This window comes from Levilactobacillus fuyuanensis (assembly GCF_003946395.1).
GTDB lineage: Bacteria > Bacillota > Bacilli > Lactobacillales > Lactobacillaceae > Levilactobacillus > Levilactobacillus fuyuanensis.
Genome location: NZ_RHNZ01000023.1, coordinates 1 through 13,829, shown reverse-complemented (window position 1 = coordinate 13,829; position 13,829 = coordinate 1). Strand labels below are relative to the sequence as shown.

Below are 13,829 nucleotides of genomic sequence, written 5' to 3'. Positions count from 1 at the left end.
CTTTACTAATGTAATTCTGGAGGATTTTGTCGCATGATTCGGGCAATTTTAATAAAGGCTTTAGACAAAATCGTGATAACTTTCTTTAGCATGAGAGAAACCTTATAACCTTAAAAAAGCCAGACCGTAAAGAAACCTCAACCGTAAATATACCGGCTGAGGTTTCTTCTCATTGCGTTTAATTGTGACGCTTCTTGCGATACCCGAACAGGCTTAAACCACCCACCAGGAGGCCCAGAGCGGACCACCATGGTGTCGTCGCTTCATTAGTCTGTGGCAACGTCGTTTGAGCTGTATCTGTCTGGTTGTCATCGCCCTTGGCCTGCAGGTTCACCTGCGTAGACTTGATTGGCGTAACCTGGTTCATGCCTAACTGTGATCCCTTGATGTGAGCCCCGGCACCACTCGTCACATACTTACCCGGAGCTGTCGTTGGATTCTTGAGGCTGATATCGATGCCCGGTTTGACCGTCGCCCCCGTACCACCATCACTGATGACTTCGTGGTCAGGCTCATCGGGATCAGTCGGCTTGCTTGGGTCGGTCGGATCAGTTGGATCGGTGGGGTCCACTGGGTCCGTCGGGTCAACGGGACCCGTACCGCCGCCAGTATTTCCACCATCACCATCTCCGCCACCCGTCGTCTTTGCCACAACCGTCAGTAGAACCGTAGCCGTTGCATCATCACCATAGCGTAAGGTAACCTGATAGGTCCCAGGCGTGGTCAAATCGGCCATCCCCAAATCCAAAGTAATCGCACTACTGTCAACCGCCTGGCCATTGGTATCCGTGGCCGCCGCCTTGAAATCACCAACCGTCGGCGCTGCATCCCCCACGGTCATGGTATAGTTACTCCCAGTCACGGTAGCTGGAACTGCCGTAATCGTCAGTGACCCAACCGTTGCACTGGCCACTTGATAGTTGGCGTTGAGCGCATCCGTATTCAAGAGATAAGCATAAATGCCAGCAGTCGTCCCGGCAGTCCGTGTCACCGTGATACCAGAATCTGTGACTGGATTGCCTTTACTATCAACGATAGTGACGTTAGCAGCAGGTTCCTGCGTCCCCGCAGCCATAGTTTGGTCGGCCACAGTAACCGTCAGCGGCGCCTTCTCAATCGTTAATGCACCTAGCTCTGGACTGCCGGCAATCGTGTAATTTTCACTCATTTTCGACGTATCCAGCTTGTAGCTGTAAATTCCAGCATTAGTGCCAGCATCCCGTGTCACCGTGATACCAGAATCACTGATATCATTGCCGGCAGCATCCTTAATGGTCACTTTAGCCTGGGGTTCATCATCGCCATAAACCATCGACTGATTAGCCACACTGATAGTCAATTCGGCTGGTGCAATCGTCAGTGTCGCAATTGACTTGGACCCGGTCCAATCATAGTTGGAAACGGCCGGCGTTTCTGCAACCAACCGATCCCAGGCGGCTGGATTAACCACCACATCGTAGGTACCGGCGTTGACAAAGTCCGCGGCGTTGTCGTCGGTCAAAAGGACCTGCTTGCCATTAGCGTCTGTATAAGCGAGCGTGAGGTCACCATCCTTAAGCGTGTACGGTAGATCATTACTCAGTTCGGCGTTGAAGTTAGCCATATCCAGCGTTGGCACTTCCCCATTATAGGTTGTCGTCTGATTCCCGCTAACCGTGTAAGTCGCAGTCCGCTTTTCTACGGTCACCAGTGCCACGGCCGAACTACTCCCATAGCTATACGTGACTTGGTAAGTTCCAGGTTTATTCGTCACATCACCAGCCGCAACGACTACCGGATTGCCATCGGCATCGACAACAACCTTGCCGTTTGCATCTAACTCATTGATCTTAACGGTCAAATCATCAATAGTAAGTTCGTCATTGCCCGGTGTAATGGCACTCACCAGATTGTCTCCTGGTGTCCAATTATCCCCGTAAAAGACGGTGGAGTTATGCACTTTAATGTCTGGATTATCCATCACAACTTGATACTGCCCGGTGTAGGTGGTGCCGTTATCGCTCACGGACCAGTTAAACGTAAACTGATCGACGCCGGCCGGCACATCGAACGTCCCATCACTGTTGAGGGTGACGCCCGCCGTCAGATTACTAATATTAGCACTCGTAATGGCCTTGTCACCGAGTGCTACGGTGAAGAGGTCAGACAGCGAAACAGTCGGTTGCTTACCAACAAAGTAATAAGCATTCTGATTCAATGCCAGACTAGAAGTCCCAGCGCCAGCACTCAAACTGGTGATTTGATTGTAACTAAAGGCGTTCGCGCCCACTTGACTAACCGTCGTTGGCAAGCTAACCCCCGTCAGCTGATTCCCATAGAAGGCCATCTGACCGATCGACGTCAAAGTTGCTGGGAAGACCACCGATCCCGTCAAATTGTTGTAGATAAAGGCACTGTCGCCAACCGTTTGAAGATTTTCATTCAATGCCACTCCGGTTAAATTGTTAGCAGCAAATGCCAAATTGCCAATCGTCGTCAGGTTTGTTGGTAACGTTAATTCTCCGGTCAAGCCAGCGTATTCGAAGGCCCCGTTGCCAATCGTCGTTAAGCTCGTGGCTCCAGTCATATCAACAGTCTGAAGAGCTTGATCATAGGTGAAGGCATTAGCCCCAATGCTGACCAAGTTAGCTGGCAGGATGATGATAGGCAGACTCGTGTTGGACAAGAAGGCCTGTGCACCAATTGCGGTCAGGTTAGCCGGCAACGTCACACTGGTTAATTTCGTATCATAGATAAAGGCACTGTTACCGATCGTCACGGGTTGCGTCCCATCGGCAAAGGTTACTGAGCTTAAGTTATGAGCCGTACTGAACGCAAAGTCCCCCAGTGTCGTCAGACTAGCTGGTAGTGTTAGGGTCGTTAAGCCATTGTCATTTTCAAACGCGTGGGCCCCGATTGTCGTCAGATTGCCATTCGCCGCAAAATTTAACGACGTCAGTTGCGTGTTGGCTGAGAAAGCGCCATCCTTAATAGTGACCAGACTTTCCGGCAAATCTAAGCTAGTCAAACCGTCATAGGTGAACGCATTCTCACCGATCGTCTGAAGTTGGCTGCCCGCTGCAAAGGTCAAGGTAGCCAGATTGCTATCCTGAATAAAGGCACTGTCCCCGATTGACGTCACACCAGACGGAATCGTAACGCTCGTCAATGCAGCAATGGAGGCAAAGGCCTTTGCGCCAATAGTTTGCAGACTGGTCGGTAGTGAGAGTGACGCGATATGCGTGCCATAGAAGGCGTTGTCTCCAATCGACGTCAATGCAGTACTATTACTCAGGTCAACAGTGGTCAGTGGATCATATTCAAAAGCCTCACTACCGATGGATTGCAGGTTCTTAGAAAAAGTCACGCTAGATAACGGATTGCTTTCAAAGGCCTGATCACCGATTGTCGTCACGCTGTCTGGTAGCACCAACGTAGTTACCCCATCGTCGACGAAGGCCTGTTTCCCAATGGTTTGTAACGTCTGATTTTGGCTCAGATCAATGGTCGTTAAGTTTTTGAGATAGGAGAAGGCGTTATCTGCAATGGACGTGATGCCATTTTCAATAATTAACGTTTTTAAATTATCTGTATTGTGATAAACAGAACTGAATCCCTGTCCAATACCAGTAACATTCAGTACCTTATCGCCAACAACAATAGTTGACGGAATAACTAAAGTGTCCCCAACGTCACTATACGCACCAGTAATGGTAACCGTTCCATCAGCATTGATGATATGCGACAAATTGCTAGGATCTGCGACAGGGGCTGCCGTTGCACTTAACCCTCGAATTAAACTGTTAGCTTCCCCGGGCATGTCGAGACTGAACGCTTCGGCACTGAGTAATGCATTGTTGCCAGTAAACTTGGACACATTCAGTGGCAACACCGATTCACCATCCCCAAGTTCATCTACGTTAAGGCTTGTCGTGTTAGGCGTGTCACCTACATTGATGTCTGTCTCGGTATCAGACACGACTGGTGTGCTAGTGACAGCCGGCGTATCACCTGTCACAGAATCATCTGACGTTTTCAAATCCGACGTGTTACCGCTACCATTTTGGCCAACTCCGCCTGAGTTCTGGTTACCAACAGACGTCGTGTCACCACTGGTAGTTTCTCCGCTTCTAGCATCGTCGTTAGAATTAGGAAGCGCCCCAGTATCTTCACTGGTTGCCCCGTCATTGTTTGACGCATCACTATTGGCGATCTCACCAGCATCCTGAGTGCTCGAATTGCCACTAGTTGGTTCATCTGGAGTCACATCTGAGTGACCACTCTCCCCAGAGTTACCACTCTCAGAGCCCTTGACTTCGGTCACATCAGTCGTTGTGTCACCGGAGTCAGTTTTTTCAGCTGACACCGGCGTATCCGAGACCGTCTTCTGCAACGTCGCAGTACTGCTTGGGTCAGCACTATTGCCACTTGCCTGTGCCGTCTCGGCCCCCGTCGTGGTGTTATCCGCATGTGCTAAAGTATCTTGGCCGACTGCCGTCCCCAAACCGATTGCAGCGACTGTGATTGCAGCGAAAACCCAGTGTTTCCCATCCTTGTACATCTTGTAATGTTCTTTTACCGCCATGGTAATTGCTCCTCTCAAAAAGACCAGGCTAGCCAACCCGGCCGTTACCTCGCAACTTCAGGTAACGAACCCTTACTCTCAACTCAACATTTTAATAGCTGATTTAATTTGTGCAACTAATTCTTGTTTGTGCAACCAAGTTAGTCCCTCAACCTTATTAAATAGCCAATTGTCAAATCCAGTCTTTGATTTATAGTTTAAAATAATTTCTCTTATTTTATAACGTTTGGCTGGTTAGGGTCAATCAATTTTCTCAAAAAAAGTTAATTATTTTAACGATATTACCCGCTAATCAAGTCAACAGGGGGTGTTGGATTTTACAAGTTAATAAATCGCGCTAAAAAAGCCCGAGATTATTCATCTCGAGCTTACGTATTAGTTAATATCATAAGTCTTTACGGAACGTTCGATGACCGAGCATAACTAACAAGCCCAAAACAATCTCGGTAATGCCGGCAAAGATAATCACACCGATACCACTTCGACCGACCGTTGTGATCATACTCGTGACGGTTGCGGTTGATGCAGGAATCAGCGTTGGCAATAAGTAATAGCCAACTGCTCCAACGATTCCTGTCAGCACACCCCCCAACGCCAACCCTGGTCCCAGACTAGCCATAACGTGATGTACACTGAAGGCATACATCACGGTGACAATTGCCAGCAACACTGTGGCAATCATTAACCAGAAATCAAGGGTCTTGGCCTTCTGAATCTTAGCTGACGCTTGCGTCATCGCTGGCGTACTGAAGGCCGCCTGCACAACCTTCTTGGCTTCCTTCACCAACGCTGTAGTCATCCCGGCGGTTGCCGTGACCCCCATTGTCTGTGCCTGCGTACTAATGGCCGTTGTCAGTTCCGTATTGTCGATAGTTGTCGTCGACGCTTCTCCATAGAGTTGCGCGACCCCCTGTGCCAAATACGGCTGGGCGATCCCCGACGTGACGGGACTCCCACTGACACCCAGACTTTCCAACTCATTGTTTAGCTGATTAATAACCTTTTGCCCAACATTGGATCTAGAGACCACACCAGCCGTGTAGTTGGCATTAAAGACCGTCACCTTCAGGCCAATTGACAGGGTAAAGAGCATGACTAAGACAGCCACCCACCGTGCCAAAGCAGGTCGGCGTTGGTACGTTTGTTGCGGTTTCTGTGGTTGTTGCTGCGGATCTTCCAGCTCATCTGAATGATAGCGTGCCATCCGGCTATTTTCACTCACCAACCCCACCTCCAATTCGTTCAATCTCGCACAGTAATCAGCCACAGGTTAGTCCGCCTGACGTGTTATCTTGGCAATGACTTTCCCTAAAAGCATACGAACTGACACCGTGCATAGTTGCCTATCATTGTAGCACATCCATATGGGTTAAACGTTAAGCTGGCCTTAATTTTAGGCGAATCCTTCAATTATAGTCTGCCGGTTACATCCCACACCGTTATGCAGGGGACATCTCTCCTCCGTCTCGGTTACCAACGTAGAGACCGTCAACATTGCCTAGAAACTTATTTTCACCATAAACAAAAGGACCCGAAAGTCTCCTTTCGCGCCCTCTGTCGCAATCAACTACTTCGTTGAGCTGCGTTTCATCAAGCCATAAGGTAAGATGACCGTGTTTTCATCAACACTTTCGTTGTTCATTAACTTAGTTAACAACCGCATGGCTACGGCACCAATATCGTAGAGTGGCTGGGTGATAGAACTCATCTTAGGCCGAACCAGTTCCGTCAACTTCGTGTCATTACTGGTAATGACTTCGAATTCACCGGGAACGTCGACACCAGCGTCAGTCAAGCCGTTCATCACACCGGCAGCCAGTTCGTCGTCACCCACAAAGGCAGCGGTAGCACCGGCAGCGCTCAAAGCTGGTTCCAAAGATTGGCCGGCTTTATACGTGTAATCCGTTTCAAAGACTAACTTGTCATCGTAAGCAATGCCAGCGTCTTTCAAGGCTTTCTTGTAACCTTTCAACCGGTAATCATGGTTGATGGCTTGCTTCATGGAACCTGAAACGAAGGCAATCTTTTGGTTACCGTGGTCGATCAGGTTCTTCACAGCTTCCGCAACGGCCGCCACGTAGTCGATGTTAACGCTAGGTTGGGTCTTTTCAGCGTCAACTGAACCGGCTAAGACAACTGGGGCCTTTGAACGCCGGAATTCTTCACGGAGTTCGTCGGTCACTTGGTTCCCCATGAAAATAATCCCATCAACTTGCTTGGCCATCAAAGTGTTCAACACCTGAACTTCTTTGCCGCCGTTTTCATCGGAGTTAGTCAGGATGATATTGTACTTGTACATCATGGCAATGTCATCGATCCCCCGTGCTAATGAAGAGAAGTAGGCGTTGGTCACGTCGGGGATAATCACCCCGATGGTCGTCGTCTTCTTACTTGCTAAGCCTCGCGCAACGGCATTTGGCCGGTAGTCGAGTCGGTCAATAACCTCCAAAACTTTTTTGCGCGTAGCTGGTTTTACATTGGGATTGCCGTTAACAACCCGAGAAACGGTGGCCATTGAAACCGCCGCTTCACGTGCCACATCATAAATCGTAACTGTCTGTTTTTCCATAGCGAGAGCCCTTTCTTTCTTGTTTTGATTTGTTTTCATTCGTTTTCAAGCAACTTGACCAGTATACAGAATTGTTTTCATGGACGCAAGAGTGAAAACGCTTTCACATCAAAGAATACCTTATTTTCACAGAATTTTCAAGGCAGAACGCTTCATATTCTTAAATTAACCCCCTTTTGATGGTATACTAATGACATTAATTGAAGGGGTGATTTCATGACGAAACTCGAACAAATTCAGCAATGGACGGCGGAACACCACGCCAGCATGACCTACTTAAGCAATCCCAAGACCATTCAGTACCTGACTGGCTTTGGCAGCGACCCAATCGAACGGGTCCTGGCTTTAGTAATCTTCCCAGACCAAGACCCATTCATCTTTGCACCGGCCTTGGAAGTCGAAGTTATCAAAGAAACTGGCTGGAAGTTCCCTGTCGTTGGCTACCTGGACCATGAAAACCCATGGGCTATGATTGCCGATCAAGTTAAGCAACGCCACGTGAATCCAGAACACATCGCTTTAGAGAAGGGCCAACTCCAAGTTGCCCGGATGGAAGCCTTAGCTGCGCAATTCACCAGTCCCCGCTTCGACTTAGACATCACAACGTTTATCGAACGTATGCGGTTGATCAAGTCTGAAGAAGAAATCAAAAAATTGGAAATCGCCGGCAAATGGGACGATTTCGCCTTCGAACACGGCTTCGCAGCCGTTAAAGCTGGCAAGACGGAACAATCCGCCGTTGCCGAATTGCAATACGCTTTGATGAAGGAAGGCATTATGGAAATGTCCTTCGGGAGCCTTGTTCAGGCCGGTGCCCACGCCGCTGAACCACATGGTGCCACCAACGACACCAAGTTTGCCAACAACGAACTGGTTCTCTTTGACCTCGGCACGGTCTACGACGGCTACATCTCCGATGCTTCCCGGACGGTGGCTCTAGGCACCCCTACCGCTAAGCAAAAGGAAATCTACGACGTCTGCCTGGAAGCGCAACTGACGGCTCAAGCCGCAGTTAAGCCCGGCCTGACTGCCGCTGAACTCGACAAGATTGCCCGTGATATCATCACTAAGGCTGGCTACGGCGAATACTTCATTCACCGGCTCGGCCATGGTATGGGTATGAGTGACCACGAATTCCCATCCATTATGGAAGGCAACGACCTGGTCTTAGAACCCGGCATGTGCTTCTCCATCGAACCCGGCATCTACATTCCAGGTGTCGCCGGCGTCCGGATCGAAGACTGTGTCCACGTCACGGCTGACGGCAGCCTCCCATTCACCCACACCTCTAAGGAATTAACTTACGTGGGCTAACATCTCTTAAAACGTCTTAAAATAACCCGCGAGTACTTGTCGAAATTGGCAGATGCTTGCGGGTTTTGGTATACATATTTTCTTCTGGATATATTAGCAATATAAAATTCTCTACCTGGACCGTTCATTGCCTTCTCATGAGATCTGCCAACATCATCCGTATATCACGTTTCCAAACCGCTTGGTGTCGGCTCAAGATGCAGTAGTAGCTGGAGGAGGTCAGGGATGGAGCCAGCTGTGACGACGGTGTTAGACCGGGCGTTTTTCCCCCGGCCTTACAGCGTGGGACGCGGTTGAAGATACGTGGGCTTTCGTAGCTTCAACCCGAGCTGGAAGCCCGCACTTTGGCTGAAGGCGTTCCCCACAGCAGGCGGAATCCCTGACAGCCGGAAGCGGCCACTCTTCTCGAAACCCCAGACTAAGTAGGATAGTTGCCAAAGTGATATCACCGTGATATTATTAAGCTATCATCTCGGGGAGGAGCATGAGGAGGCCACATACTATGGCAAAAGAAAAGCAAAAGCGTTTCCTACTTCGCATGGACGAGAGTCTTTTCGAAAAGCTCTCGCAAGCCGCCACTGCTGACGGCCGAAGCATCAACGCCTACATCGTCAATGTCTTATCGAAGACGGCCACACCAGGAAATTGGGAATCTCGGCAATTGGTTGGTCGCACCGTACCAGGTTCTGCTTTGGACGCCAAGACTGGTCTGGTGTTAGTCGCCGGTATTTACTATCGTTACTTGCTGGAGCCACGAGAAGCCTTAGACTTCACCGCGGAGTATACGATTATCGAAAGTAACGGGAACATCTTGACGTTCAAGAAAATTTGAGGAGGAGTCGCCATGTTTGGGATTAGAATTGTGCATCAAAACAACGAGGGGTTAGTTGAAACTTTAGGGAAATACAAGCACAGTGTCGCGCCTGGCATTCATTTCTACTTGCCTGGACTACAAAAAATTCGGACGGTTGAGTTGGCCATGACGCCACTCGCCCTGCCCAACTACTCCGTCATCACCAAGGATAACGCCGACGTTTCCGCCAGCCTGACGCTGAACTACCACGTGACTAACTCCGTGAAATTCCAGTATGAAAACACGGATTCCGTGGAGTCCATGGCCCAACTGGTGCGGGGGCATTTACGGGACATCATTGGTCGCATGGATCTGAACGAAGCGCTGGGGTCCACAGCCAAGATCAACCAGGAGCTGGCCACCGCCATTGGTGACCTGACCGACACCTATGGGATCAACGTCGACCGGACCAACATTGATGAATTGACCCCTTCCGCCGCTATTCAATCCGCCATGGATAAGCAACTGACGGCCGACAGAGAGCGAGTCGCCGCCATCGCCAAGGCCGAGGGGGAAGCCAAGTCCATCGAGCTGACGACGAAGGCCAAGAACGATGCCCTCATGGCAACAGCCACCGCTCAAGCCATGGCGACGAAGACCAGAGCCGATGCTGAAAAGTACCGGATCGATACAGTCAACTCCAGTCTGGAAAATGCCACACCAGAATTCTTCGAAAACCAATCCATTTCGGCTTTCAGCGACCTGGCCAATTCACCAGCCAACGTGGTCGTGGTCCCGACCGACCACATTGCCGACCTGGGACAGATTCCAGCGATTGGGGCTGCCCTGCGGAGTGGTTTGAAGACGCCGGAAGTACCGTTGCCAAAACCTAAAGCTTAGTTTCTTATTTAAAATTTTGGCTTTCAAACTCAAAGAGCTAGACCCTAGTAAATATTGGGTCTAGCTCTTTGAGTTCTATACATAGTTGCGCATGGTAAATAATGTTTTAAGCACCGCGCTCATTAACCCCTACCACGTCCAGTGAGCAAACAACGTGGAAAAACATTAGCGCCTTTTCTCACTAAAAAGCCAAAAATTCTTAACTGTATCAAGTATTTCTTTTGCCTTTTCCAAGTCAATGTCATCTTTATCCAAGTCCGCCTCAAACATATTTCCGTCATCATCATGAGCCATAATTCTTTTGCCAACAACGCCGTCAATGCTTTTGTACGGGATACTGACCGGCTTACCAATAACTTTACGTATAACTAAGCTGTCGTCTAAAAAGACTATACCACTTTTCCCTAGGTGCCCTATTGAAGTATCAATTGCTCCAACAAGTTCATCAGGTGCTCCTTCATATTCCATAATTTTACTAAAAATACCATCAACTTCTTTTTTGCTCAGATATCCTGAATCGGGCTTTTCAGCATTCTTTTTATATAACAAAATCGGTTTACGAGGCTCAGACCTGTTGAAATCCGAGAATGCAACGCTTAAATACTTACGTGTTTTATTTCGAGCATCCTCTTCTAAGTCCCCCATTCGAAAGTCGACTGATGAAAGCTGATCGTACGAAGTCATCAATACACTTACTGCTTTATCAATATCTGATAGAACAAGATAATTGACCTGATCCTTATCCGTCTTAGTGGCTAGCTCTCGTGAGTCATGAAGAACTTTCGCTGCATCCACAGTTTCTGTGTTTAACCGTATTAAATCCTTAATATATGCATCCTGGGACTTTTTGTTTCCTTTCATCGACATTAAAAGTGCTGGACTCAAAATCAAAGGCAATACTGGCAATAAACCAACTGTAAATACAATTTCAGTTTTGCTTTTCTTACCGGATGCAACATTTGCTTCCCTTTTTTCTTTCGAAATTCTTTTTGCCTCTTCAGCATACTGTTCTATTTTGTCACGATAGTTATCTAACGTCTCCGACATGCCCACTTTTGCACAAAAATCACTTACCATTTCAACACTTAAATTTAGCTGATCATACAATAGCTCCCTGCTCTTTTGAACGAATTCTACCCCAGCTCCCACACTTTTAAAAGCTGTTTCAGGTTGTAAATACATACTTAATACTTTTTCAAATGATTGTGTTCTCTCATCATCACTTGTATTTCCAGTATTTTCACTATCATCAGGATGTTCTATTTTTGAACTATTTTCTTGGGTAGTTTTGTTTTCTTCAAAATCCCGATGAATGACGTACTGACGTCCCAAAGAATCATTTCCAAAATGAAGTAAGTCTTCTATATCTTTTTTAATCCGTAATTTATCTTGCTGATTAAGTCTAAATTGATTGCTGTATGACACATAGTCCTCTGAGGTCTCAAATGTCCAGGACTTGTCCTCTAAGTAGTCGAATTCCATCACAACTTTAAAGATACTCTTAGCAACCTCAATATCATCAATTCCACCAACAGCTGCTAAATCAACCTCATACGGATTTTCTACACCTAAGTACCCCTTTAATTGATTAAAGTATTTCTTCTGGGCTGAACTCAACTTAGGACTATCTAACCCGATAGAATAAAGCGTCCCGATTAAATAGGACCTGTCTTGTTCATCCAAATCCAAAAGCTTAACTGAATTGTCAATTCCTAATAATTGCTCCTTATCGGAAACATCCTGCATATCGTAAATATCGTTAAATCCCTGTCTAATCGACTCATTATTTTCCGCTTGCTCTGAGGCTGTCGCGTCAACCGCCCTTTTAACTTCTTCCATTTTTTTGGCATCTATTTCAGAACTATCAGAAATTCCTTTTTTATATGCTTCTGTTTTATTCCCAAGATCAAATAAACCCATCATTGATTCCTTCTTTCCTAAATATTTTTAAGTGAAAATTCATTCCCCATGACTCGATTCTCCCAGTTACTTCGTAAGAACTCCTCTTTTACTTTCGATACAAACTTAATATCTCGAAAAAGATCCACAATGGTAACCATAATGCCTCCGACATCAAGATAATTAACTGCATCCGTTTTAAACTTTGATGCGACCGCCACCGCAATGATGTTACTACTACTTGAAATAAGATTAGCATAGGTTATAATTTTTCTCGTTCTAACCTTATAACCTTCTAGTGATCCATCATTTTCCTCACCTTCAACAAACATCATTCGATGAACTAGACTTATTATCCGATTAATTGCGATAGCCAATACAGCTTGCTTCGTAACAGCTTGGACATTTCCAGTATCTATCTTGTACTCAGAAAACTTGTTTGCCATTTCAGGAGACAACGTCATAAAGGGAAGTGGCAAGCTTCTAACAGACTTCACATCTGACTTCAGATGAATAAGCTCCTTCACCAAAGCGCAGGTAAGTATAGCCATCTTTTTAGGGTCCTTACTCTCGATTGGTTCAAGCAGGCCATATTTCAGAACCTTCATCGTATCAGCCCTCTGGGAAAAATAATCACCAGTTTTCTTGAAGGGTAGCCCATTAGCTTTTAAATTACCTGGCGTTCCGTATCGTATATGGAACGACTGCAAGTTAGAAACAGTTGCGGTCCTCGTGGCGATATTTGCAGTTCCGAAAATAAGGCCTAAAATCGGATCATGTCCCAAAGTCGTATACCGATGGAGGTTTCCACCACCTAATCCGAGTTTATTTCCAACTAGATTCAGGGCAAATTTATCATATCCTGCGTTGATCTGTGTATCAAATGGAACTGGCATAGTCACAATTTCTTCCACTGTGCTTTTATAGTAACCCTTCCCTCTCTCTAGTTCGCTCTCTTTATATGGTTCCTTAAACTTATCGTATATCTGATTCAAGGGACCATTTTCGTTCTTTACACGTTCCGCTTCTTTCTTATCTGTGTCACGGTTAAAAAACTTCCCTTGAGTTATAAAATATTGTCTAACCACCTGTAAAGCAACTGCCACAATTAAAAGCTGAACATCCTTACTCTGAAGTTGCGTTTGTTTCTCAAACTCCGCCTCAATATCGTCAAGAATATTGGAAGCGTCATTTAAAGTTGTTGAAACTCGCGATAATTCTCCCGAAATTTCTATACGCTGCTGATTAATTTTGTCACTTTTATCAAGTGCCTCGCGAATATTTTCTCTATTACGTAACCGTTGTTTCTTACTATTCATAAACAACACCTCTCTGAAGCCTAAAATAGTGTTCCTTTTCTTAAAAAAATCACCACAACCCTCATACGCAATCTATATATTTGTGCCCACAATATTTTCCAACCTTATACATAAAATTATATTCCTGTCATGGCTTTAAAGAAAGCGCTTTCTTTGAATACTTTGCCTAAGTAATGACATCCAAATTTATTCTGAATTACTTGTAAGGATTTAAACCAATCAACATTATTTCAAACCCACCGATGTGTCAGAGCCTCAATATCCCAACTTTCAGTAATTCAGTTATGATTCTCAACCACCTTCCCTAGTTTACAGCAGCACGTAGAAAGAATAAGTCTACGTAAAAAAGCCTGGAACATTACGTCCCAGACTTCTTCATTCACACAATTAAATTGGTTCTAAAATATCTGTTGTTGGTAATCAAACGAATTTGATTACTGGCAACGGATGTTTTTGTATAATCAAAGAATG

The 13,829-nt window shown here is 46.5% G+C and carries 8 protein-coding genes; 3 read left to right on the top strand and 5 right to left on the bottom strand.

Annotated features, from left to right (window positions below):
• Nucleotides 1–178 precede the first annotated feature (178 nt).
• From EKM73_RS11095 to ccpA, 3 genes are all read right to left on the bottom strand, one after another.
• Nucleotides 179–4,564, bottom strand: a complete 4,386-nt coding sequence (locus EKM73_RS11095; protein ID WP_125701934.1) for a leucine-rich repeat protein — start codon at nt 4,562–4,564, stop codon at nt 179–181.
• Nucleotides 4,565–4,949: 385 nt separating this feature from the next.
• Entirely contained in the window at nt 4,950–5,786 is an 837-nt protein-coding gene (locus tag EKM73_RS11090; RefSeq protein ID WP_125701933.1) for a hypothetical protein, read from the bottom strand.
• A 345-nt stretch (nt 5,787–6,131) separates the two neighbouring features.
• Nucleotides 6,132–7,133 (bottom strand): catabolite control protein A, encoded by a 1,002-nt coding sequence (gene ccpA / locus EKM73_RS11085; protein ID WP_020088317.1) that lies wholly within the window; start codon nt 7,131–7,133, stop codon nt 6,132–6,134.
• A 216-nt stretch (nt 7,134–7,349) separates the two neighbouring features.
• On the opposite strand from ccpA, the gene EKM73_RS11080 reads away from it, so the two are divergent.
• From EKM73_RS11080 to EKM73_RS11065, 3 genes are all read left to right on the top strand, one after another.
• Nucleotides 7,350–8,447: a M24 family metallopeptidase gene (locus EKM73_RS11080; RefSeq protein WP_125701932.1), complete on the top strand. Its 1,098-nt coding sequence runs from the start codon at nt 7,350–7,352 to the stop codon at nt 8,445–8,447.
• 502 nt (nt 8,448–8,949) lie between these two features.
• On the top strand, nt 8,950–9,279 hold the full coding sequence (locus EKM73_RS11070) for a toxin-antitoxin system HicB family antitoxin (RefSeq protein WP_125701931.1): 330 nt from the start codon (nt 8,950–8,952) through the stop codon (nt 9,277–9,279).
• A gap of 12 nt (nt 9,280–9,291) precedes the next feature.
• Nucleotides 9,292–10,140 carry an SPFH domain-containing protein gene (locus EKM73_RS11065; protein WP_125701930.1) on the top strand — a complete coding sequence of 283 codons (849 nt, stop codon included), beginning with the start codon at nt 9,292–9,294 and terminating at the stop codon, nt 10,138–10,140.
• A gap of 165 nt (nt 10,141–10,305) precedes the next feature.
• Here the strand turns inward: EKM73_RS11065 and EKM73_RS11060 are convergent, their stop codons facing one another.
• Together EKM73_RS11060 and EKM73_RS11055 are read right to left on the bottom strand one after the other, a co-directional pair.
• On the bottom strand, nt 10,306–12,060 hold the full coding sequence (locus EKM73_RS11060) for a hypothetical protein (protein WP_125701929.1): 1,755 nt from the start codon (nt 12,058–12,060) through the stop codon (nt 10,306–10,308).
• Between the two features lie 17 nt (nt 12,061–12,077).
• Nucleotides 12,078–13,358, bottom strand: a complete 1,281-nt coding sequence (locus tag EKM73_RS11055; protein WP_125701928.1) for a hypothetical protein — start codon at nt 13,356–13,358, stop codon at nt 12,078–12,080.
• Nucleotides 13,359–13,829: the final 471 nt, after the last annotated feature.

Bases quoted from the DNA above. Each gene is read 5' to 3' on its own strand.
- ccpA (WP_020088317.1), bottom strand. From the start codon at position 7,133: ATGGAAAAACAGACAGTTACGATTTATGATGTGGCACGTGAAGCGGCG.
- EKM73_RS11060 (WP_125701929.1), bottom strand. From the start codon at position 12,060: ATGGGTTTATTTGATCTTGGGAATAAAACAGAAGCATATAAAAAAGGA.
- EKM73_RS11065 (WP_125701930.1), top strand. From the start codon at position 9,292: ATGTTTGGGATTAGAATTGTGCATCAAAACAACGAGGGGTTAGTTGAA.
- EKM73_RS11070 (WP_125701931.1), top strand. From the start codon at position 8,950: ATGGCAAAAGAAAAGCAAAAGCGTTTCCTACTTCGCATGGACGAGAGT.
- EKM73_RS11055 (WP_125701928.1), bottom strand. From the start codon at position 13,358: ATGAATAGTAAGAAACAACGGTTACGTAATAGAGAAAATATTCGCGAG.
- EKM73_RS11095 (WP_125701934.1), bottom strand. From the start codon at position 4,564: ATGGCGGTAAAAGAACATTACAAGATGTACAAGGATGGGAAACACTGG.
- EKM73_RS11080 (WP_125701932.1), top strand. From the start codon at position 7,350: ATGACGAAACTCGAACAAATTCAGCAATGGACGGCGGAACACCACGCC.